This is a genomic window from Chitinophaga silvisoli, assembly GCF_003412465.1.
In the GTDB taxonomy this organism is placed as follows: domain Bacteria; phylum Bacteroidota; class Bacteroidia; order Chitinophagales; family Chitinophagaceae; genus Chitinophaga; species Chitinophaga silvisoli.
The window spans coordinates 124,543-146,277 of sequence record NZ_QTJV01000004.1 but is presented as its reverse complement, the minus strand read 5'-3'; the positions used below and the strand labels follow the sequence as shown (position 1 = coordinate 146,277).

General features: G+C 45.4%; 19 protein-coding genes. 14 read left to right on the top strand and 5 right to left on the bottom strand.

Annotated elements, in window-relative coordinates:
• Positions 1-121: 121 nt before the first annotated feature.
• Together DXN04_RS12680 and DXN04_RS12675 are read left to right on the top strand one after the other, a co-directional pair.
• The gene (locus tag DXN04_RS12680) at positions 122-433 is read left to right on the top strand and encodes a hypothetical protein (RefSeq protein WP_116853727.1); all 312 of its coding nucleotides are present in this window, start codon (positions 122-124) and stop codon (positions 431-433) included.
• 150 nt (positions 434-583) lie between these two features.
• Positions 584-2,119 (top strand): choice-of-anchor Q domain-containing protein, encoded by a 1,536-nt coding sequence (locus DXN04_RS12675; protein ID WP_116853726.1) that lies wholly within the window; start codon positions 584-586, stop codon positions 2,117-2,119.
• 63 nt (positions 2,120-2,182) lie between these two features.
• Here the strand turns inward: DXN04_RS12675 and DXN04_RS12670 are convergent, their stop codons facing one another.
• Positions 2,183-2,974, bottom strand: coding sequence for an ECF transporter S component (locus DXN04_RS12670; RefSeq protein ID WP_116853725.1), 792 nt, complete (start codon positions 2,972-2,974; stop codon positions 2,183-2,185).
• 114 nt (positions 2,975-3,088) lie between these two features.
• On the opposite strand from DXN04_RS12670, the gene DXN04_RS12665 reads away from it, so the two are divergent.
• From DXN04_RS12665 to DXN04_RS12630, 8 genes are all read left to right on the top strand, one after another.
• On the top strand, positions 3,089-3,676 hold the full coding sequence (locus tag DXN04_RS12665; RefSeq protein ID WP_116853724.1) for an RNA polymerase sigma factor: 588 nt from the start codon (positions 3,089-3,091) through the stop codon (positions 3,674-3,676).
• Positions 3,677-3,711: 35 nt separating this feature from the next.
• Entirely contained in the window at positions 3,712-4,911 is a 1,200-nt protein-coding gene (locus tag DXN04_RS12660; RefSeq protein ID WP_116853723.1) for an alkaline phosphatase family protein, read from the top strand.
• Between the two features lie 201 nt (positions 4,912-5,112).
• Positions 5,113-6,234, top strand: coding sequence for a FecR family protein (locus DXN04_RS12655; RefSeq protein ID WP_158568986.1), 1,122 nt, complete (start codon positions 5,113-5,115; stop codon positions 6,232-6,234).
• A 291-nt stretch (positions 6,235-6,525) separates the two neighbouring features.
• Positions 6,526-9,783, top strand: a complete 3,258-nt coding sequence (locus DXN04_RS12650; RefSeq protein WP_116853721.1) for a TonB-dependent receptor — start codon at positions 6,526-6,528, stop codon at positions 9,781-9,783.
• A gap of 17 nt (positions 9,784-9,800) precedes the next feature.
• Positions 9,801-11,312 carry a RagB/SusD family nutrient uptake outer membrane protein gene (locus DXN04_RS12645; RefSeq protein WP_116853720.1) on the top strand — a complete coding sequence of 504 codons (1,512 nt, stop codon included), beginning with the start codon at positions 9,801-9,803 and terminating at the stop codon, positions 11,310-11,312.
• 18 nt (positions 11,313-11,330) lie between these two features.
• The gene (locus tag DXN04_RS12640) at positions 11,331-12,197 is read left to right on the top strand and encodes a PKD domain-containing protein (protein ID WP_116853719.1); all 867 of its coding nucleotides are present in this window, start codon (positions 11,331-11,333) and stop codon (positions 12,195-12,197) included.
• A gap of 85 nt (positions 12,198-12,282) precedes the next feature.
• The gene (locus DXN04_RS12635; RefSeq protein ID WP_116854312.1) at positions 12,283-13,806 is read left to right on the top strand and encodes a DUF4832 domain-containing protein; all 1,524 of its coding nucleotides are present in this window, start codon (positions 12,283-12,285) and stop codon (positions 13,804-13,806) included.
• 1 nt (position 13,807) lies between these two features.
• A complete protein-coding gene (locus DXN04_RS12630) occupies positions 13,808-14,860 on the top strand; it encodes an acyltransferase family protein (protein WP_233525582.1) in 1,053 nt (350 codons plus the stop codon).
• Between the two features lie 37 nt (positions 14,861-14,897).
• Here the strand turns inward: DXN04_RS12630 and DXN04_RS12625 are convergent, their stop codons facing one another.
• Positions 14,898-15,413 (bottom strand): DinB family protein, encoded by a 516-nt coding sequence (locus tag DXN04_RS12625; RefSeq protein ID WP_233525581.1) that lies wholly within the window; start codon positions 15,411-15,413, stop codon positions 14,898-14,900.
• A 108-nt stretch (positions 15,414-15,521) separates the two neighbouring features.
• Here DXN04_RS12625 and DXN04_RS12620 point away from each other — a divergent pair, with 108 nt between their 5' ends.
• Together DXN04_RS12620 and DXN04_RS12615 are read left to right on the top strand one after the other, a co-directional pair.
• Complete coding sequence (locus DXN04_RS12620) at positions 15,522-16,340, top strand: rhomboid family intramembrane serine protease (protein WP_233525580.1); 819 nt, start codon at positions 15,522-15,524, stop codon at positions 16,338-16,340.
• Positions 16,337-17,014: a TIGR02117 family protein gene (locus DXN04_RS12615; protein WP_116853717.1), complete on the top strand. Its 678-nt coding sequence runs from the start codon at positions 16,337-16,339 to the stop codon at positions 17,012-17,014. Before DXN04_RS12620 ends, DXN04_RS12615 begins: the two co-directional genes overlap by 4 nt.
• Before the next feature lie 2 nt (positions 17,015-17,016).
• Here the strand turns inward: DXN04_RS12615 and DXN04_RS12610 are convergent, their stop codons facing one another.
• Positions 17,017-17,952, bottom strand: a complete 936-nt coding sequence (locus tag DXN04_RS12610; RefSeq protein ID WP_116853716.1) for a hypothetical protein — start codon at positions 17,950-17,952, stop codon at positions 17,017-17,019.
• 1 nt (position 17,953) lies between these two features.
• Positions 17,954-19,288, bottom strand: coding sequence for an MBOAT family O-acyltransferase (locus tag DXN04_RS12605; RefSeq protein ID WP_233525579.1), 1,335 nt, complete (start codon positions 19,286-19,288; stop codon positions 17,954-17,956).
• Positions 19,289-19,570: 282 nt separating this feature from the next.
• Here DXN04_RS12605 and DXN04_RS12600 point away from each other — a divergent pair, with 282 nt between their 5' ends.
• Together DXN04_RS12600 and DXN04_RS12595 are read left to right on the top strand one after the other, a co-directional pair.
• The gene (locus DXN04_RS12600) at positions 19,571-20,437 is read left to right on the top strand and encodes a helix-turn-helix domain-containing protein (protein ID WP_199415036.1); all 867 of its coding nucleotides are present in this window, start codon (positions 19,571-19,573) and stop codon (positions 20,435-20,437) included.
• Positions 20,438-20,511: 74 nt separating this feature from the next.
• Positions 20,512-21,054 carry a YbhB/YbcL family Raf kinase inhibitor-like protein gene (locus tag DXN04_RS12595; protein ID WP_116853714.1) on the top strand — a complete coding sequence of 181 codons (543 nt, stop codon included), beginning with the start codon at positions 20,512-20,514 and terminating at the stop codon, positions 21,052-21,054.
• A 33-nt stretch (positions 21,055-21,087) separates the two neighbouring features.
• Here the strand turns inward: DXN04_RS12595 and DXN04_RS12590 are convergent, their stop codons facing one another.
• The gene (locus tag DXN04_RS12590; protein WP_116853713.1) at positions 21,088-21,675 is read right to left on the bottom strand and encodes a M949_RS01915 family surface polysaccharide biosynthesis protein; all 588 of its coding nucleotides are present in this window, start codon (positions 21,673-21,675) and stop codon (positions 21,088-21,090) included.
• Positions 21,676-21,735: the final 60 nt, after the last annotated feature.

Genomic DNA, 21,735 nt, shown 5'->3' with positions numbered 1-21,735 from the left:
TACGCCGATTGCCTGAAATTAACTTGGTCGAAAGCATAAAGTTTTTAACTTTATAATTAAAGGTTCCACTGTAGTTTTTTTAAAAGATCAACACCATACCGCACAACTAAACTGGATTGTTATGACCATGTTCACAACGCTCGCCATCCTGGCCCTTGTATTTTTCGTCGCCCACGTTATTCTGTTATTTACATCCTTTGGTAAAAATGGATACCAGAAAAAGCGCTATTTCTATTCACACCTGACCCTGTGGATAACAGGCATATTACTGTTCGCGATGGCAGCACTATACGCCGGCAAAGAAGTATCCCCTGTCCTGGATGTATTTGACACCATTGGTAAGCAGGCGCTGATCCTGGGCGCAGTAGTGGTATTATCACTGACCGCACACACCATTTGCCGCTACCTGGTAATTCCCCGTTTTAATAAGTAATTAGCAGTTGATGCTTTAACAGATAGCCGCCTTTGCAAAAGGGCGGCTATTTTTTTTATGAAAATAGCGGTCCTATCTATTCGCCCCTTCGTCTTTATAGTGAAAAGCAGCTTTATTAATTGAGAACCCGTTAACCAAAATTGTAACACCATGAGAAAAACCCTCTTAATTGCCTGTAGTGGCTTGCTGATTCTTTCTGCCTGTAAAAAAGAGGCGGAAGATAAGTTAAAGAACACCGCTACTACCGCCGTGACCACGTCCTCAGTCACCAACTATTATGTCAATGGTACCACTGGTAGCGATGCCAATGCCGGTACCTCAGACACCTTGCCATTAAAGACCATCCAGGCCGCCCTGTGGAAAACTGCTGATGGGGTCGGAGCCACCATCTGGGTTGCCGCCGGTACCTACAAGGAAAAGCTCTGGTGGCCTTATTCAGGGGCAGACTCTACCCATCCCATTACCCTCACCAACTACAATGGTGGTACGGTGATCCTCGATGGAGTAGGCGCTGCCAATGGTGATCAGAAAGCAATGATTGCCGCAGTTTCCAGGAGCCATGTCCGCATCAACAACATCAGCGTGGCAAACAACATTACCTCCAGTGCCGTAGGCATCCTCTTCCAGGGCAGCGGTACCGACATCCAGGTCACCGGTTGTAAGATCTACAATATCGGCTGGACCACGGATTCTACTGCCGTACCTTCTTCTACCGACAATGCCAATCCACTCATGGTATGGGGCGATGCACTCGCTTCTTACAACAAAGTGTATATTGGCAGCAACCAGATCTACAGCTGTAATACCGGTTATAGCGAAGGGCTGACCATGGCTGGTAATGTGGAGAACTTCCTCATCGAAAGCAACGTGGTACATCACATTCGCAACATCGGTATCGACATGACAGGTCATTATTCCTGGGCAAATCCCAATGATAGTGTGAACATGGCCCGTAATGGAAATGTGAAATACAATATCGTATACAACTGTATTTCACCAGTTGCACTCAACGGCGGTATCTATGTAGATGGTGGTAAGTACATCAACATCGAAGGTAATATCTGCTATAATAACTATGCAGGTATTTCAGCTGGTTGTGAAAATAATAATTACACGGCGACTGGTATCAACATCAGGGACAACTTTATCTACAACAGTAAGAATGCAGGAATCCTTGTAGGCTCCAACCAGACAAACAGTAAGGTCACTTATTCTACCATCATGAACAATTCGCTGTATAAGAACAATACAGATGGTGGATGGGGTGGAGAAATCAGTCTGCAGAACACTGATTATCTCACCATCAAAAACAACATCGTGTATTCTGCCAGCGATATCATGATTATTGCACTCTGGGGGTATAATTCTACTAACCTGGTAAGTGATTATAACCTGTATTACGGAGCATCAGGCAGTGCGGCATCTTCTACTTTCGACTGGTATCCTACCGGCACTACCTATGGTTCACTGGCCGCCTTTACAGCAGCTACAGGCCTGGATGCACATTCTACTTATGGCAATCCAAACTATGTAAGTACCACGAATTTGCACCTGAGCAGTACTTCACCGGCTATCAATGCAGGTGATCCTTCATTTGTATTAGGTTACCAGGAATTGGATATAGATAAACAGAGCAGGATTCAGAATAGCAGAGTGGATAAAGGTGCAGACGAAACTGCATATTAATACTGAAACAGCCTGTTAATATTTTAACTGTCGTTCCTGCATTCAACAGGAGCGACAGTTTTTTTATCCTACCAGGTAAGCCTTCAGATTTCTACCTGCTTCATCACCCAGGTAAGCACCCTGTACCACAGTCCCCTGTCTGGAGATCACTGACTTGTGATGTGATCTGTGATGATAATAACTTTCTTTCTTCCAGTAAGAATGTTTAGAACTTTGACTCCATGTATAAGAATCAATATCTACAATCGCCCGGCTTCCGCAGGAATCGCAATAGTAAAAGATAATTTTAATGATTTCTTTTGGCTGAGCCGGCCCTTTTTCCGGCAGTTGATTCATATCCATTACCAGATCCAACAGAAAATCATAATCAGCTGGCTTCCTGGCGTGTTTGTAAAACTTGCCTGAATCTAAAATAAAGATGGATGTACTGGAATAGTATTGCCTGCATTTCTCACAGTAATAGTTCATCATCAGCATTATAGACAGCGGGAGGGCTACCATCACCAATTCTACTAAATGAATCCCCTTCATTTCCATATTACAATAAAAAATCCAGTTGGTGAGCCAGGAAGACAAACTAAGGAAGACCCCGATTCCAACATTGATCCTGGCATTTCTGTTATGATTATAACGTTTAAACAGGTAAAAGATGAGGGACAGGGCCGCTGTCCAGAAAGACATGGCCAGAATCCGCCCAAAGAGCCCCATTTCAGCAGCTATAGTAGGGTTATAGGAACCTGTCTGTGCCCCATAAAAGTTCCCGCACCAGATGCTGGCAGGGAGAGCCAGAAGAGTCGCTATCGTAAGGGGGATCGGGGCATATTTTCCCGAAGAGTGGTAGTGGGTTTTAGGCATAGGGGATCTAAATTGGGAATAAATTTACTGAAACAATGCTTCACTTTAATTATTTTTAGCAGGATAACATCAATTCAAAGCAGCTAAAGGAGCGATAGTCGGGTTTATTTACGCATGCAGGCTACCACGGATACGGAATTACTACAACAGCTGAGGAAGGGGAACGAAAGTGCCTTCCGGCAGCTATATGACCGGCATAGCAGGCCGGTAGCCGCGTTTATATACCAGTTAACCCACTCCTCGGTAGATGCGGAAGATATTCTCCAGGATACCTTCCTGAAACTATGGACCAGCCGCGACCAGCTTCCCGCTATCGAGAACATTGGTAACTACATCTTTATAATAGCCCGCAACAAGACGGTCGATCATCTCCGCAAGGTAGCACGGCAGCAACAGCTCGTGGACCAGGTATGGGCCAATATATCGGAAGTGGCCGATGCCCTGGATCTGCAGCTCAACGCCCGGGAGAGCCAGCAACTGATTTCCAATGCCCTGGCACAGTTGTCGGAGCAGAAACAGACCATTTTCCGCCTCAGCAGGGTAGAGGGCCTGAGTCATGATGATATTGCCGCACAGCTGGGTTTGTCAAAAAGCAGGGTTAAGAATTTGCAGGTAGAGACATTGAAACATATCCGTACATTTTTGTCACGTTATGGAGGGCCATTAGGGGTACTCCTGTTCATATGCTTAATGAAAAGCTAACATACAATTCATTGAATAATTTCCAATTTTAGGGCATGAAACAATTACTTATATTACTGTTGCTGGCTGGTACTGTCAGCGCACAATCCAAACGTGAGAAAAAGGTGGTATTTGTCATTGCAGACGGTATTCCTGCCGATGTAATAGAGAAGGTAGCCACCCCAAATATAGATAAAATCATTGCCGCAGGGACCTATACCCGCATGCATGTAGGTGGGGGCAAAAACACCTATTCAGAAACACCTACTATCTCGGCAGTGGGGTACAATAGCCTGCTCACAGGTACATGGGTCAATAAACACAATGTGCCTGACAATGATATCAAGGCTCCAAACTATCACTACCATAATATCTTCCGCCTTTTCAAAGAGGCCTACCCGACGAAGAAGACAGCGGTATATTCCAGCTGGGAAGATAACCGTACAAAACTTGCCCTGTCTGAATATGTAGACCTGCATGCAGATGGTTATGAACTGGATACTGCCAGTTTCCATCATGACAAGCAGCGTGATTTCATGCATAACATCGATGAAAAGGTGATTGCTGAAGCCGTAGCAGGCATCAAAAAAGACGCAGCATCCCTGAACTGGGTGTACCTCGAGTACACGGACGATATGGGGCATATGCATGGCGATAGCCCCGAATTTTACAAGGCTGTCAGCCTGATGGATGCCCAGATGGGAAAATTATGGGAGGCGATTCAGTATCGGCGACAGCATTTTCCTGAAGACTGGATGATCGTGATTACTACAGACCATGGTCGTGATGAAAAAACGGGTCGTGATCATGGCGGGCAGTCAGCACGCCAGCGCAGTACCTGGATGGTGACGAGCTATCGCCCCCTGAATAATTATGCAAAGTATTATGAACCGGGGATTGTGGATATCATGCCTACAATAGCACGCTATTTACAAATCAATATTCCGGACTCAGTAGCCCGTGAAGTGGATGGTACGCCCCTCATTGGTAAGGTGGCCATTGCGCAGGCAGCAGGTACTTTTATACAGGGGAATATCGATTTGAAGTGGAAGGCGCTGGAAGATGCCGGAAATGTGAAGATTTATGTAACAACCACTAACCAGTTTAAAGAAGGTGGGCAGGATGAATATAAATTAATAAAGGAAGTGCCATTGAAACAGGAGCATGCATTAATAGATGTGAAAAACCTGGGTGGTTCTTTTTATAAGATTGTTCTTGAAACCAGATTAAATACAGTAAATATCTGGGTGAAGTAGCCGGCTTTTCATTTTTGCATTAAGCGCCGGCCGCAGGCCATGAATACAGCAAAAAATCCTGCTTCTGCAACGGGTGGAAGCAGGATTTTTTGCCTGATTTAAAAAATTATTACTTTTTCACGGTCCTATCCCAAACATCAAACGTCTTTATAGTATATGCCAGAGCATCAGTCAAGGATAGAATATTTGTTGGATCGTTATGTGAATAGATCTTGCACCCGCGAAGAGCTGGACGAGCTATTTATATACATCAATGATGAACATCATCAGGAAGCCCTGAGTAGCTTCCTCGACAACTACGCTGAAAAAGCGGCTTCACACACCGCTCCTGACTTAGACTACGAGCACATCTACAGCCAGCTCATCCCTCCCCGGGGCCGGATCATCACATTCCGCCGCCTGGCAGCCGCTGCTGTAATCCTCCTGCTCGCAGGCTCCGCATTCTGGTACCTTGGCCAGACAGGCAAACAAAAACCTGCCCTGGCCCAAACCAATACTGATGCCATAAAAAGCATCAACCCGGGTAGCAACAAAGCCACCCTCACCCTCGCAGATGGTACCGTCGTAACACTGGACAGCGCCGGCAACCAAACCATTCACCAGGGCAACCAATCCATCAAACAGCAAAACGGACAATTACTATACACAGGACAGGGGAACACAAGTACTGTACACTACAATAAATTATCTACCCCAAGGGGAGGACAATTCCAGATCGTATTGCCCGACGGAACCAAAGTATGGCTCAACTCAGCTACCACCCTCCGCTATCCGACCGCTTTCACAGGCAGCAACCGTGTCGTGGAACTGGAAGGCCAGGGGTATTTTGAAGTAGCATCCAACGCCACACATCCTTTCCTCGTAAAAGTACCTTCCACACACAGGGACAGTATGGAAGTACAGGTACTGGGTACCGGATTTGATATAATGGCCTATGCCGACGAAGCCACAGTCAACACTACCCTCATTTCAGGAAGCGTAAGAGTAAAAGAAGGAAACACACTACAAACCCTGCAACCCGGTCAGCAGGCTGTCATGGACAATGAGAACCATGCCATCACTGTCAGACCCGCAGACATCCAAAAAGTAACCGCGTGGAAAAACGGTGTGTTCGTGTTTAATAATACAGCTTTGCCAGCCATTCTCAGAGAAGTAGCCCGCTGGTACGATGTAGAGATCGTATACAATGCGAGCCCAAGTGCTGAACTATATGGAGGGGGAATCAGCAGAAACCTGCAACTATCATCAGTGTTACGTTTGCTGGAAGCAAGCGGATATAATCACCTGAAACTGGAAGGAAGAAAGGTCATCGTATTACCGTAAACATTTAAACCAAAATTTATAGCTATTGTTACCGAGAGGTATCTGAACCAAAATTTAGAATTGAACCAAAATTTAAAAGCAGCAGAAGAATTCTAAAAAAGCAGCCGCTAAAAGGGATACCTATGTAAAAACCGGAGACGCTCGCAACATCCCCGGTTTAAGTATCTGGCATTCCTTGCATAATCACTGTAAGACCATTTAAGTACTACCAAACACTACAAAAGTATGCATTTCGATTGTAATGTAATGGCCCGCTGTGTGCGCGGGCTATCAACCAAAATTTGCCTGGTTATGAAATTGACCGCCCTGCTTCTCCTGGTCACCTGTCTGCACGTTGCTGCTGCAGGGTACTCCCAGAAGGTAACCTTAACGGTTAAAGAAGCGCCACTCCAGAAAGTGTTTGCCGAGATCATCACCCAGACAGGGGTCTCTATCGTTTATTCTGAAAAGGTATTGTCCAACACAATCCCTGTATCTTTTCAGGTAAGAGATGCCAATGTACAGGATGTACTCGACCTATGCCTTAAAAATCAACAGGTCACCTACTCGCTGGAAGGTAGCAGTTTCGTGATTCACAAAGCCCGGATCCCTGTTCCCATGGCTGATACCACTATTACCGTATCAGGCCGTGTCACTACACCCGGCGGCGCTGGTTTACCCGGTGCTACCGTGATGGTAAAAGGTTCCCGCAAAGGTACACAGTCTGATGCCGATGGTCACTTCACCATTCGCGACCTGAATAAGTCCGATGTACTGGTGATCAGCAATATTGGTTTCGCTACAAAAGAATACCCGGTAGCTGGTGTACATGGTAACATCAGTATCCTGATGGAAGAAGATACTAAGAAGTTCAACGAAGTAGTGGTAGTTGGTTATAGTGATAAAAAGAAAGGCGAACTGACAAGTGCTGTTGCTGTAGTGAGCGCTGAGAAACTGAAAGACGTAACCACCAATGACCTCGGTAGCATGCTGCAGGGTAAAGTACCTGGTCTCCAGGTGGTGAATAGTTCCGGTGCACCAGGTGCTGCTTCTGAAATAAGACTGCGTGGTGTTTCCTCTGTCAATGCATCGCAGACTCCATTGGTAGTCGTAGATGGGATCATCGGTGGTAATTACGATCCTAACGATGTGGAAAACGTAACCGTACTGAAAGATGCCGGTGCCACTGCTATGTATGGTTCACAGGCAAATGCAGGCGTAATCATCGTCACAACCAAAAGAGCAAAACTTGGTAAAACACAGTTCGAAGCAAAGGTAACCACCGGTCTGCGCAAACCTGACTTTGGAAAAATGAAGATGATGACCGGCAGCGAACTGTATGAACACCAGAAAGAATACTACCGCGATTATATTCCGGGTACTACAAATAACTCCTATAAAATTGATATCCTCAAGTTTTACAGCGAGCGCCCGAAAAGCCTCTTAGATCAAAACTACAGCTGGTTAAATACCATGTTCAGCACAGCACCTATGCAGAACATCTATATCGCTGCCAGCGGTAGCACTGAAAAGAATGACTACTATACAGCACTTACCTACTACAATGAAAAAGGTACTTTCATGAATTCAGGTTATCAGCGTGTAAACCTGCGTGCAAACTCTACCTATCATTTCACCAGGGATGTGGCTGTTACCAACAATATCAATATCAGCGGTACCAGCGGTAAGTCTTACAACTATGAAGATGTATACTATGCATACCTGGGCATGCCATGGGATAATCCATACAATGAAGACGGCTCACCTAAATATGTAGATGGCAGCTCCACTTTCAAATGGTGGTCAAGAGATAGAACAAACCCCGTGCATACCGTTGCCAATTCTTCACATCCATATAAGAGCTTTGATGTAAACTATGACCTGGGACTGAACGTAAACATCACGCCATGGTTGTCATTCAGCAGCAGCAATCGTGGTGCTGTAAACTATTCCAAATCCAAAGATTATTATTCTCCTGAAACGGTGGCTTATCACAATGATGGCTACCTCTACGAATACAGCACCCTTGGCTATGGCTTTATTTCTAACGACCTCCTGAAATTCAAATTCAGGTTTGGGGATCACTCCCTCACAGGTTTAGCAGGTGTGGCCATTGAAAACAGTAAAGCAGAAGTACTGGGTGCATCCGGCAGGGGCTTGCCTTTAGGACTGCAGGTACTGAATGTTGTATCCAATACCCAGCAGGTATATGGCTCCGCAGATCAGTCTATCATCCAGTCCCTGATCTCCCAGGTAAGCTATGGTTATAAAGAGAAGTACTTCCTCACAGGATCCTTCCGCGTGGATGGATCAACTGCCTTCCCTTCCAATAAACGTTATGGTAACTTCCCCGCAGTATCTGCAGCATGGGTGATCAGCAACGAAGACTTCATGAAGGATTCCAGGTTTGTAAACAACCTGAAACTGAGAGGTAGCTTTGGTGTGACAGGTACACAGGATATTGGTGCCGGTCGTTACCTGGGCCTGTACTCCCTGGGCAGCCAGTACAATGGTGCTACAGCCGCTACTCCTTCACAGCTGCCAAGTCCGAACCTGACCTGGGAAAGCAAGCAACAGATTAACGTAGGTGTGGATCTGAGTGTGCTCAACAACCGCTTGAACATCACTGCAGATGCTTATAATAATATTACCAAGAACCTGCTCCTGCAGGTATCCCAACCCCTGTCAGTTGGTTTTGAACAACGCTGGGAAAATGTGGGCCAGGTAGTGAACAATGGTATTGAACTGGGCATCAATTCAGTGAATATCCGTTCAAAAGATTTTGAGTGGAGCACAGACTTAAGTGTGAATGTGAATACCAACAAACTGCGCCAGTTGCCCAGCAGCATTACCCGTACACAATCTACCTGGAGCATTTCACAGATCTATCGCAACGATGGTAACCTCTATGAATTCTACATGCCTAAATGGTTAGGTGTAAACAAGGAAACAGGTGCACCACAGTGGGAAGTAGTGAACTATGATACAAATGGAAAGGTGACCAGCCGCGAAGCGACTTCTGACTATGCCAGCGCTACTTACCAGGAAGTTGGTTCTGCACTGCCTAAATTCCAGGGCGGTCTGTCATCTACCTGGAAATATAAAGGTATCAGCCTGAGCGTGAATACCTACTTCATCACTGGCAACAAGGTATTCAGTAACTCACTGCGCTTTGTGGAAAACGATGGCAATGAACCTTACTACAACCAGATTGTATTGCCAAAGGATCATAAGATCTGGACCAAACCAGGCGACGACGCAACAGAGCCTAGTCCGCAGAACGCTGCTAATTCTACAGAAACATCTACCCGTTATCTGAAAGATGGTAGCTTCCTCTCTATCCGCAATATCGCACTGGCTTACCAGCTGCCTAAATCACTGGTGAAAAAATGGTTGTTGAACGATGTGACAGTATCCCTGACAGCAGATAACGTGTATACGTTTACCAAATTCCTGGGTCAGGATCCAAATACATCCATCACCTCCACTGCTTATGTGATGCCGGGTGTTTCGGATTTCAAATATCCAAACAACCGCCAGTTTCTGTTTAACATCAACATCAGGTTTTAGTTAAAAACTATCAGGCCATGAGAACAAGATTTTTCTTTATCATACTTACATTACCAGTCTTTCTGGCCAGCTGCCTGAAAGATGTGAGTCCCAGTGATGCGCTTACAACTGAAAATCTGACCAGCACCGTGACTGGTATGAAGAATGCGCTGAACGGGGCATATGCATTGTTCAAGGATCACATGGATTTTGCCGGTGGTCGGGATGATAACAATATGTACCTGCGCCAGTACTTCCAGATGAATGATTTTGCCAGTGATGATATAGTATGTGGGCAAACGACAACAGATGCCTTCTATTATAGTTTCTCGCTGGCACATACGCCTACACAGACAAACAGCCGTTTCTTCTGGTACGTGTCTTATAAGATCATCAGCGATGCCAATACAGTACTCGCTGCCGCTGCAACGATCGCGAACCCCAGTGATGAGGTGAAGCAGATGATCGGGGAATGTTATTTCCTGCGTGCATGGGCCACCCTGGGACTGGCGCGTTTTTATGCAAAGCCTTACACACAGGATCCTTCAGCACCAGGTGTTATTCTTCGTACATCTACGACAGATCCTTCTTCCAAAGCCAGGTCTACAGTAGCCGAAACATATGCGCAGATCATCTCCGATGCTGAAATGGCGGCAAGCCTGATGAATACATCCCGCGGTGTACAATACGCTTCTAAAGAAGCTGCATATGCACTCCTGTCAAGAGCATTCCTCTATGAAGATAATACGGACAGCACCATTTATTATTCAAACCAGGTGATCAATTCAGGTCGTTTCAACCTGGAGACAGCTGCTGGTTTCCCCAGCATGTTTGCCAATGCCACCTCCAGCGCAGAGACGATTTTCTGTATCGCTTTCACAACAGTGGACGATTATAAAAAAGCATCTATCGCCTCTATGATCTATACAGATGGTACTTCTGGCTGGGGCGAAGAATTTGCCACTACCTCACTGAGAGATACCATGTCAGAATATGCGGACAAGGATGTTCGCTGGAGCTACATCGTTCCCTTCAAAGATGCAGATGGAAATGTATCTAAGAAGAACGGTATTGAGATGTACATGATCTCTAAGTTCTCCGGTCAGGGAGGTAGTCCTACCTTAAGTTCACCTATCCTGTTCCGCCTGGCAGAGATGTACCTGAACAGGGCGGAGGCAGAAGCCAAGGCCGGCAATGTGTCCGCAGCACTGGCAGATGTAAATATAATCCGTCAGCACCGTGGCCTGGAAGATGCCCAGTATACAGCATTGCCTGCAGGCAAAACGATCCTGGATGTAGTGCTGAAGGAAAGACGAATAGAACTGGCATTCGAAGGTCATCGTGCCTTTGACGTATACCGCAATAAACTGGCGCTGAACCGCACGTATTGGGGGTATCACCTGCCAGGTCTGAAAGAGTCTGATATTAACCTGTCTGTATTGCCGACGAATTATGATAACATGATCATTAACTGGGACAATACAAAGACCATCTATTACATCCCGATAGATGAGATGCAGACCAATACTTTGTGCACACAGAATCCTTAATCCTTAAAGCCGTAGATCATGCGTTTCAATAAATATATCATGATAGCCCTGATACTGCTGGTAGTAGCAGGAGCCTGTAAGAAAGATAATGACACCGCATCTGCTGATGTGTTTTACGAAGTGGCGGTAGATGGTAACAACGTTACATTTACAAATCAAACCACTGGTGCCACTTCCTATAAATGGGATTTCGGGGATGGGGATTCTTCTACCGAAGCAAGCCCTGTACATACCTATCCCGGTAAAGGGAAGTATGTACCTACCTTGTATGCTTATACGGCAGATGGCAGGGTAGCTGAAGGGTCTACAGTGATCAACATCGCTAAAACATCACCGGTAAAACTGAATGATAATACACTGTCCGACTGGGATACGATTTCTACCTATGTAGTTACACCTGCAGCCGGGGAAACATACTTCCAGAAAGCGAAGTTCGATTACGACGCGAACTATGTATACTGCTACTTTGAAATGAAATCCACCAAAGCAGCCAATGATATCTTTGACATCTATATGGATTCAGATAACAATCCTGCTACAGGTTATGTCACAGGTACATTCCTGGATGCAGGTATAGATGTATTGATAGAAGGTACCCTGCTGGATCCTGCCACGGTAGCACCTGCTGTGTATAACTATGGAGGTACCAATAATTCATGGGCCTGGAATGATTCCGGTGCGTCAGAATATTACTCCATAGGTACAACAGTACAGGATGGAAGCACCTTGAAATACGAAATGAGATTTGTACGAAGCAAGATCAAAAACCTGCCTGCATCCAGCGGATTCAGAATAGGTATACAGGCCTCTAAAAATGACTGGTCTGTTACCTATGGCTCACTGCCGGGATCCGGCGTAGCAGCATACCAGGTTGTATTTGAATAAATTTTTGCCGTAGCTGGTAAAGGGGGGCAGGGAGGCATTAATTTGCATGACCTGCCCTTTTTATTTTAACATTAAAGATAATTTCATGAGGGCGATACGCTTATTATTCCCCATTATACTGCTCACCGTAGCATGTGATAAAACCAGCGGAGGAGAGAGCAATGTGGGCAAGGATAGTACTACTATTACCTACACTGCCAGTACTGAAGATTTTACAAATCCGGAAAGAGGTTTCTACCGGTATTCAGAAACAACGGTTGATAATTTCACGGCGTTGAATGCGACAACCTTAGCTTCCTACAAAAGTGGTGCAACGCCTTCAGGTGGTAGTTTCAGTGTGATGAGTACATTGGTGTTCCGCTATTTTATTATGAGCGGGTATACCGGCAAGGCATTACCGGATGCGTTTCTTACTAACCTGGCAAAAGACTTTGCGACAGCCCGTGCAGCTGGTGTAAAACTGATTCCAAGATTTACATATACCATCAGCGTAACGGCAGGCAGCTGTCCGGAGAGCTGGATCTGTACCCCGTATGGAGATGCTCCAAAGAACATTGTATTGAATCATATCGCACAACTGAAACCGGTACTGCAGGCAAATGCAGATGTGATAGCTACCGTGCAGTTAGGTTTTATCGGTGTATGGGGCGAAAACTTTTATACAGACTATTTTGGCGATGCTTCCTCCAATGGGCAGAAGCAATTGCTGGATAAAAACTGGCAGGACAGGTCAGAAGTATTGAAGGCCATGCTGGATGCCTTGCCGGTAGACAGAATGGTGCAGATCCGTTTGCCACAGCTGAAACAGAAGTTTGTATATGGTGTAAGTGCATTGCCCACATCCGGTGCAATGACGGCAGAGGAAGCAGCCACAGGTACTGACAAGGCCAGGATCGGTTATCACAATGACTGTTTCCTGTCCAGCGCAAATGACTACGGCACCTTTGCTGATTATGACAGTTCCGCTGCCACACCGGTAGAAGCCACCACCGCTATGCACAACTTTACAGCTATGGACAGTAAGTATGTGGTAGTAGGAGGGGAGACCTGTAGTGATGCATATAGCCCGCAGAATGATTGTGAACCCTCAGGCCATGCAGAGCAGGAGTTCAGCGATATGCACTATAGTTTTCTGAATGCAGATTATAATTCGGAGGTAAACAATGACTGGCAGACGGGTGGATGCCTGGATAATATCAAGCGGAAACTGGGTTACAGGCTAGTGTTGAAAGATGCTACATTCCCTTCAAAATTATCGGCTACTGATTCATTGACAGCTACCATCCATATGCAAAATGAAGGCTATGCGGCTCCTTACAATCCACGGCCGGTACAATTGCTGCTGCGCAATACAGAGACGAAGAAAATAGATACCCTTACCTTTTCAACAGAAGTACGCAAATGGCTGACGGGCGCTGTTACATTGAGACAATCCTTTAAATTGCCGGCAGGTATTGTAGCAGGTACCTACGAAGTATTGCTTAACTTACCGGATGGATATAATTCGCTGCGCAATATGCCGGCATATAGTATCCGCCTGGCGAATAACAATGTTTGGGAATCCACCACAGGTTATAACAACCTGAATCATCAGATCACAATCCAATAATATGATAAAATCTTCCGGACGTTTATTATCACTGGATGTAATGCGTGGTATTATCATGATCCTGTTGGCAGGAGAGAGCTGCCGGGTGTATGATAGCCTGCATGAAGTATGGCCGAATGCATTTATAGAGCAGTTTTTTCATCATCCCTGGCATGGCCTGCGTTTCTGGGATCTGGTACAGCCGTCCTTTATGTTTATGGCGGGTACGGCAATGTATATCTCTTACGAAAGTAAGTTGAGAAAAGGCGTGAGCTGGTCGCAGAACTTCCGGCATATATTGATCCGGAGTCTGAAACTCTTTATCTGTGGAGTGGGTTTGCATTGCATCTACGCGGGGAAACCGGTATGGGAGCTATGGAATGTATTGACACAACTGGCATTTACCAGCATCATCGCTTATTTGTTTATCCGCAATTCATTTACAGTACAGATAATCGAGGGTTTCCTGTTGATCATCCTCAACGATGTGTTGTATAGAACGATCCTGGTGCCGGGTTTTGATCAGCCTTTCGTAGAATACCACAATTTTGGTGCATACATGGATACGGTATTGATGGGAAAGATCAATACAGATGGCTGGGTAGCGATCAATATTATTCCTACGGCGGCACATACCCTGTGGGGAATGGCAGCGGGGAAATTGCTGACGGGCTCCCGAACAGGCAACCAGAAGATCATGGCGCTTTTGGTGGCTGGCCTGGCAGGATTGATATTAGGTTTTGCGGCAGACTGGTTTGAGTTATCCCCGATCATAAAAAGAATAGCAACGGCTGGATTTGTGTTGGCATCCGCAGGCTGGGTCTTATTGATCTTAGCTTTCCTGTATTGGTGGATCGATCTTCAGGAGCATAGCAGGTACACCTGGATAGCGGTGGTAGTAGGGATGAATGCGATTTTCATTTACCTGTTTTTTGAAACGGTGGGTGCTCAGTGGGTGAATGGGGTAGTAGGGATTTTTGTGCCGGTGAAGGTATTGGCGGCGTTTGTGACCTGGGGACTGGAATGGGGTTTATGTTATTGGTTATATAAGCGAAACATTTTCTTTAAACTATAATAATTAATACGCCGTTGCCAAAGGCAACGGCGTAACTTTATAAATAGCGTTCTTTCAAAATTTGCATGTGATGCAGTTCATGACCTGCCATAATATACAAAATCGTCCTTACTGAAATCGGGTTGCCGGCAGAACGGCCTTTGATCGCTCCCTGTTCTTCCGTCAGGTTGCGTACCAGGTAATAATTCGCTGCGCGCACCAGTTTCATTTCTTCGGCCAGGTCCCGGATGGTTCTTGCACCGGCATCTGAATTGACTACATAATCATCCTGCTCAAAGCCTGGCAAACCCTGTTTTTCTCCCCTGATGAAGGCGAGCAGGCGATACCCAAAGATCCTTTCCGTATCTATGATATGCCCTAATACTTCCTTGATGGTCCATTTGCCCGGGGCGTAAGCATGATTTCCCTTCTCCTCCGGGATGCTGGTATAAAAATCGTAACCCTTGTCCTTCAGTTCCAGCAGCAACTGCTGAACAGGGGCATCTCCCACCTGTTTAATGTAATTCATCTGGTAGTCAACATATTCTCCTGGCTGTGGTTTGGTTGTTATCATGGCGGTAATTTTAACAACAATATAGTTTAGGAATCAGGATTTTTTTGTATATTTTTAGGCATAATATCTCAATACCGCAAAAAGATGGGGACAATTGGAATAACGTGTTTGTTAATTATTCTCGTTAACGTCATCGTCTCGTTCAAAGGTTTCAGGGACGAAGCATTTTTTAACCGTTACGCCTTTGATGTAGACGGCATCATTCTTTATAAGCAATATGACCGCCTTATCAGTTCAGGTTTTCTGCATGCCAATAAGATGCACCTGTTTTTTAACATGCTGGCGCTCTTTTTCTTCAGTACCAGCCTGGATTATGTACTTAGCAATGCAGCTTTCCTGGCCGTATTTTTTATGAGCCTGGTAGGGGGCAGCTTATTATCACTCTTCCTGCACCGGCATCATGGAGATTATACGGCTATTGGTGCCTCAGGAGCGGTCAGCGGCATTATATTCGCCGCTATAGCACTGGAACCCGGGATCCATGTAGGCTTGTTATTCCTCCCTTTCCGTGTGCCTGGCTGGCTCTTTGGCATCTGCTATGTATTGTATTCCATATATGGCATCCGTTCCCAAAGGGATAATATCGGGCATGATGCACACCTGGGCGGGGCCATGGTAGGAATGGTGACAGCCCTCTTTTTCCAGCCCCTGGCAATGGTTTACAACTACTCAACTATACTACTCATCCTGGTGCCTGGTATCTTTTTTATTTACATGGTCATCCGGCATCCGCATCTCCTGCTGGTTGATAACCTGTATTTCAAACGCCACCATAAAGGGGACCTGACCATAGATGACAAATACAACTCTGCACGTGTAATTAGGGAACAGGAAATAGACGGGCTGCTGGAAAAAATCCATAAAAACGGGCTCCGCAGTCTCACCAAAAAAGAAAGAAAAACACTGGAAGATAACTCCAAACTATGAAGAAAGTACTGAAAATCATCTTGTTTACGATTCTTACACCTGTAGTACTTGTAGCACTTTACCTGTTTTCTGCCTGGGGGCTTTCCCGCATTGCTGTAGCAGCAGAGCCATCAACCAATAACAATATTCCCATGTACATCCTCACCAATGGTGTGCATACAGACCTGGTGGTACCAGTCAGAAATGCACAGATCGACTGGAGCAAAAGCGTATTATTTGAAAACACCATTGGCAGGGATACGACGGCCCGGTGGATCGCTTTCGGCTGGGGCGACAAAGGCTTCTACCTCGAAACTCCTACCTGGGCAGACCTGAAGTTCAGCACAGCTTTTAAGGCGGCTACAGGTCTTAGTACAGCTGCCATCCATGCAACTTACTACCATCAGCTCCGCGAAGGGAAAGACTGTATTCGTACCAGCATTGACAGCGCCAGGTATGCACGGCTCATTGCCTATATACAGCAAAGTTTCAGGAGAGATGGCAATGACCAGATCATACACATCGTAACGAATGCCAACTATGGCCGTACAGATGCCTTCTACGAGGCAAAAGGCAGCTACAGCCTCTTCCATACCTGCAATACCTGGGCAAACAATGGGCTGAAGGCATGTGGACAACGTGCCTGCCTCTGGACTCCTTTTGATAAAGGCATCTTTTATCAATACAGGCAATAAGATTACATCATTGTATATGGCTTGATGATAGAGATCAGCTTCTGCGTACGCAGCTCCCTGGCATTTTTTCTCAGGTGATAAACCGTGTCATAATATTCGCTGTCATCGAAAACGAAATCTTCAGGGGAATTAATGACCGGTATTTGCAGATTCATCGCCAGGTCGTTCTGGTACTTTTTAATGACAGCTTTATTGATGTTATAAGCGTTCCTGGAATAAGTTGGAAACACGAAGTAAAGATGTATGCCATTGTCTTTGGCATATTGCGCCAGTGCGTTTATTTTTTGGATCCCATCCCAGTACCTGTATTCAAAAGCTTTCTTATCCTTGATGGTAGCAGGAGCAGGACGATTCAGGTGGGCCACCACATCACCATATTCATTGAATGAGGTGATGGAAGCGATCGTGTTTTCTTTTTTAGCCCCAAAGAATTTTTTCGAGAGCTTATCAAACATCACATCCTTATTGGTCTTTAACTGTTCCATGATGCCATCCACCAGGATCGGGAAATCATTGAGTGCAAGGTGTTTCAGGTACTGCCTGGCCTCGGGGTAACTGTCAGCCGCTTCTTCATCCAGTTTATAACGGCCTTCGTCCAGGTAATATTCAGGAGAAAGAAAAATGTAATCACCCCTGCGTGCACTGTGCTTCAGTTCAGAGAGCATAAAGTCCAGGCCCAGCCCTGCATGGATGGCAAGATTGGTAACCGGCAATTTGATAGAATCTTCAATCTCCCTGCTATCTATACCATATGCGACATTAGACCCTCCGGCAAACATGACTCTAGGTCCTTTAAAACTATTCAGTCTTTCGTGTTTTAAGCGGATTGCACTCACAAAATTGCCTTCTGCTGACTTCGCATAATTTGCGCTCAGGAGCGCTACTAAGCCGCCTAAGATAACTGAGAATATAAATAATCTGGCAAGAAACTGTTTCATACTAAAACTGGAAATAAATGAACTGTTGAGGAGAACCTTTAAATATTGCGATAATGAATATGATCATAAAGTAAAACGACCATCTGACAGGTCTGGGCCATTGAATGCTAATGCCCGCAATGGCATAAGGTTGTTCCCTTCCCAGCCATTCGATGACGAGGAAGATCGCAATCAGCACCAACTGGGTTTTAGGAAACACTTCGGGCGTGCTGAAAAGGGTGCGGCTAAAGATGCCTTTTACGTAGTTAAATGCATACCGGAGACTTTCTGCCCTGAAGAAGATCCACGCAAAGACCACCTGTGCAAAGGTGATGAGGATAGCGAAGAATTCTCTGAGAGAAGGCAGTGTTTTCCCTTTTGCCGCGATTTCAATATTATTCCTGTTCCTGTCAAAAAGCAGGAGGGGCAGGAAATAGATAGCATTTAATAAACCCCAGAAAATAAAGGTCCAGTTGGCACCATGCCAGAAACCACTAAGCAGGAAGATAATAAAGGTATTACGCACTGCTTTCAGCTTTCCACCCCGGCTACCTCCCAGCGGGATGTATACGTAGTCTTTAAACCAGGAGGACAGGGAGATATGCCATCTCCGCCAGAACTCAGCAATATCTCTCGAAAAATATGGATAGGAGAAGTTCTTTAAGAGCTCAAAACCTAATAAGCGGGCCACGCCCAATGCAATGTCAGAATAACCGGAAAAATCGCCGTAGATCTGGAAGGTAAAGAGGATGGCCCCTAAAACCAGGGTACTTGCATGGAGGTGTGTACTGGATGAAAAAATTTCATTGGCGTACATGGCACTTACATCTGCAATCACTATCTTCTTAAAAAGCCCCCATAGAATCTGCCTTAAACCATCGCTGGCTTTCTCTGCAGAAAAGTGCCGGGCTTGCTGTACCTGCGGTAACAGGTGGGAGGCACGCTCAATAGGACCTGCCACCAGCAAAGGAAAGAAACTCACAAATACAGAGTAGTCGATCAGGTTCCTGGTAGGCTCACTTCGTCCTTTGTAGATATCAATGACATAGGAGAGACCATGGAAAGTATAAAATGAAATACCTACAGGAAGGATGATTTTGAGTGTCCAGATGTTAGGCTGGAAACCAAAATTCATCAGCAGGTCCGCAAAGGACTGTACAAAGAAATTATAATATTTGAAGAAGAGCAGGAAGCCCAGGTTGATCGTAATACTTGTAATCAGCCATAGCTTTTTAGACCTTGGAGTGGCTGCTTCGCTGATTTTGATCCCACTGTAAAAATCCAGGAGAATCGAAAACGATAAGAGGAAAAGGAAACGATAATCCCAGCAACCGTAAAAGAAGAGGCTGGAAATCAAAATAATGATATTCTGTAATCTGGTATTTTCCTTTCCTACGAACCAATACAGAAAAAATACAATGGGAAGGAAAATTGCAAACTCTAAGGAGTTAAATAACATAACAGCAAAATATAAGATAATGGTTTAGTTGGTCTGTGTCCTAAAGGAAATTATAACATTTAAGTTGGATTTTTATTTAGCAGGCTGAGTTTGAATGAAATTATACTTGTTTGAGTAGTTGATCATCTTTGTTTGGCGGGATTTGAATTGTTTATAATAGTAGCATTGTATCTTTGTAAAATGGATACCTTCAATCTGCCAATGGACCTGGTACAGGAAAGTGACAACCTGCATATCATCGGCTATGAGTCATCAGCGAACCTGGTGAAGAATAAGATCACGATGCATACCAATTTATTCAGTTTCCTGCTGGAGGGGGTAAAAACCACGTTTTATGCAGAAAAGAGCGCGCAGATTGACCCGACTCAGTTCATCCTGCTCTCCGGTGGCAATTGTTTGATGAGTGAGAAAAATGCGCCTGAAAATGGCATTTATCGCAGTATCCTTTTTTTCTTCGACAATAAGGTTCTTTCAGACTTCTTTATCAAGTATCCAGGTCCACCACAAGTCCACGTTGAACAGGGCGCTTATTCGACTGAGCAACCTTTCATCACCTTCCGGCACGATGCTTTTTTACTGAACTTCCTGCGTTCCCTGGAACTGATGCTGGCGACCGGCAGGCCTATTTCAAGGGCTATGCGGGTGCTGAAGTTCGAAGAGCTCATGTTGTATATGGTGGACAAGTACCCCCGGCAGGTGCTAAGTCTGCGTACTGCCAACAGGGAGGAACACGATTTCCGCCAGGCAGTGGAAGCACACATAGAAAACAACATTAGCGTCGAAGAACTTGCTTTCCTCTGTAATATGAGTACTTCTACCTTCAAGCGTCGTTTTGCGAAGGTGTATGGGGTAGCACCCAGTAAATGGTATTTACAGAAGCGAATGGAAATAGCGGCTACCTTATTGCTAAACAACCGCGAAAAGCCCAGTGATGTATACCATAAGGTAGGGTATGAGAACCATTCCAGTTTTAGCCAGTCTTTCAAACAGGTCTTCGGTGTAAGTCCCAGTGAATACCAGCAACAAAAAATGAACGTTTTGCCATAAGTTCTGAGCTGTTAGCTATAAACCCGCCCCCATGGCTCCCCTTAACTTTGTATCACAAACAAATAAGAGGAACTATGAAGAAATTAAGCACCTTATTAGCCATGATAGCCATCTTCGCTATCAGTGCACATGCCCAGACCTTTACCCTGAAGAGCAGTGACCTGGGTGGTCAGTTTTCGAACAAACAGTATAACAATTTTATGGGATATACTGGTGAGAACCAGTCTCCGGCCCTGTCATGGGAACATGCGCCCGCGGGTACAAAGGCTTTTGCTGTAACCATGTATGATTTTGATGCGCCAACAGGTAGTGGGTTCTGGCATTGGGTGGTATACAATATTCCTGCGGATGTGAAGGAGCTGAAAGCGGGTGCGGGTAATCCGGCGAAGCAGTTATTGCCTGCCGGTGCTGTGCAGGGAGTAACGGATTTTGGTCAGCCGGGTTATGGTGGTCCTGCACCGACTCCGGGATTACCGCATATGTATTTGATCACTGTATATGCTTTGAAGAGTCCTTTAACCCTGGATAAGGGAGCGACAGCGGCGTATGTTGGGTTTAATCTGAATATGACGATGCTGGGTAAAGCATCTATCATAGCATATGCACAACACCCCTGAATAATATGGGCCGTCCACATGGACGGCCCATATTTATTGTATAAATGTTGCTTTCTTACTCATTTGCTGCACCCAGTTCGAAGCGTAAATCACCTGCCCGTCATCCGCCAGCCGTTTCATCATTCCCTTCACAAAACTTTGCACCTTCTCCGGCAATTCATAAAACTCCTTATCTACCTCCGTGGTCCGGCTTCCATCAAACTCTGAATTCTGATGCCTGATCGCCACCTTCTTCCCCTTATAATACATGAGGATCTTCAACCTTCCGTCGCTCTTCCCATTCTGTCCCGTGCTGCCATAAATAATCAGGGGATCTGTTTCTCCATCTCCATCCAGATCTTTGATCGTCACATACTTTGTATAAAACCAGATACTTTCTTCCATCTGTGCCGTCAGGATATAATCATTCAGCTCCCACTGCTTTACAAACTGCCCGCCTTCATATTTCAGGTTGATGGCTTTGATCTTGTAATGCGTAGTGTCATCTTCTCCTACACCATCAAAGCTCTCACAGATGGGCAGGTAATAGGTCCCGTTCTTATCGGTAAAGTTATACACTAATCTGATCCGGGACTTGAAACCCAACTGTTGTTGTACACCCTCCGGGAATAATTTATCCATTTCCCCTTTAAGTAAAATTTTCGTTTGGCTATGCCCATTTATAAAAACCATCAGGGCAAA

Coding starts and splice junctions, on each gene's coding strand:
- DXN04_RS12675 (WP_116853726.1), top strand. CDS start 584: ATGAGAAAAACCCTCTTAATTGCCTGTAGTGGCTTGCTGATTCTTTCT.
- DXN04_RS12635 (WP_116854312.1), top strand. CDS start 12,283: ATGAGGGCGATACGCTTATTATTCCCCATTATACTGCTCACCGTAGCA.
- DXN04_RS12600 (WP_199415036.1), top strand. CDS start 19,571: ATGGATACCTTCAATCTGCCAATGGACCTGGTACAGGAAAGTGACAAC.
- DXN04_RS12680 (WP_116853727.1), top strand. CDS start 122: ATGACCATGTTCACAACGCTCGCCATCCTGGCCCTTGTATTTTTCGTC.
- DXN04_RS12650 (WP_116853721.1), top strand. CDS start 6,526: ATGAAATTGACCGCCCTGCTTCTCCTGGTCACCTGTCTGCACGTTGCT.
- DXN04_RS12640 (WP_116853719.1), top strand. CDS start 11,331: ATGCGTTTCAATAAATATATCATGATAGCCCTGATACTGCTGGTAGTA.
- DXN04_RS12595 (WP_116853714.1), top strand. CDS start 20,512: ATGAAGAAATTAAGCACCTTATTAGCCATGATAGCCATCTTCGCTATC.
- DXN04_RS12670 (WP_116853725.1), bottom strand. CDS start 2,974: ATGCCTAAAACCCACTACCACTCTTCGGGAAAATATGCCCCGATCCCC.
- DXN04_RS12660 (WP_116853723.1), top strand. CDS start 3,712: ATGAAACAATTACTTATATTACTGTTGCTGGCTGGTACTGTCAGCGCA.
- DXN04_RS12625 (WP_233525581.1), bottom strand. CDS start 15,413: ATGATAACAACCAAACCACAGCCAGGAGAATATGTTGACTACCAGATG.
- DXN04_RS12610 (WP_116853716.1), bottom strand. CDS start 17,952: ATGAAACAGTTTCTTGCCAGATTATTTATATTCTCAGTTATCTTAGGC.
- DXN04_RS12590 (WP_116853713.1), bottom strand. CDS start 21,675: ATGGATAAATTATTCCCGGAGGGTGTACAACAACAGTTGGGTTTCAAG.
- DXN04_RS12615 (WP_116853717.1), top strand. CDS start 16,337: ATGAAGAAAGTACTGAAAATCATCTTGTTTACGATTCTTACACCTGTA.
- DXN04_RS12665 (WP_116853724.1), top strand. CDS start 3,089: ATGCAGGCTACCACGGATACGGAATTACTACAACAGCTGAGGAAGGGG.
- DXN04_RS12645 (WP_116853720.1), top strand. CDS start 9,801: ATGAGAACAAGATTTTTCTTTATCATACTTACATTACCAGTCTTTCTG.
- DXN04_RS12630 (WP_233525582.1), top strand. CDS start 13,808: ATGATAAAATCTTCCGGACGTTTATTATCACTGGATGTAATGCGTGGT.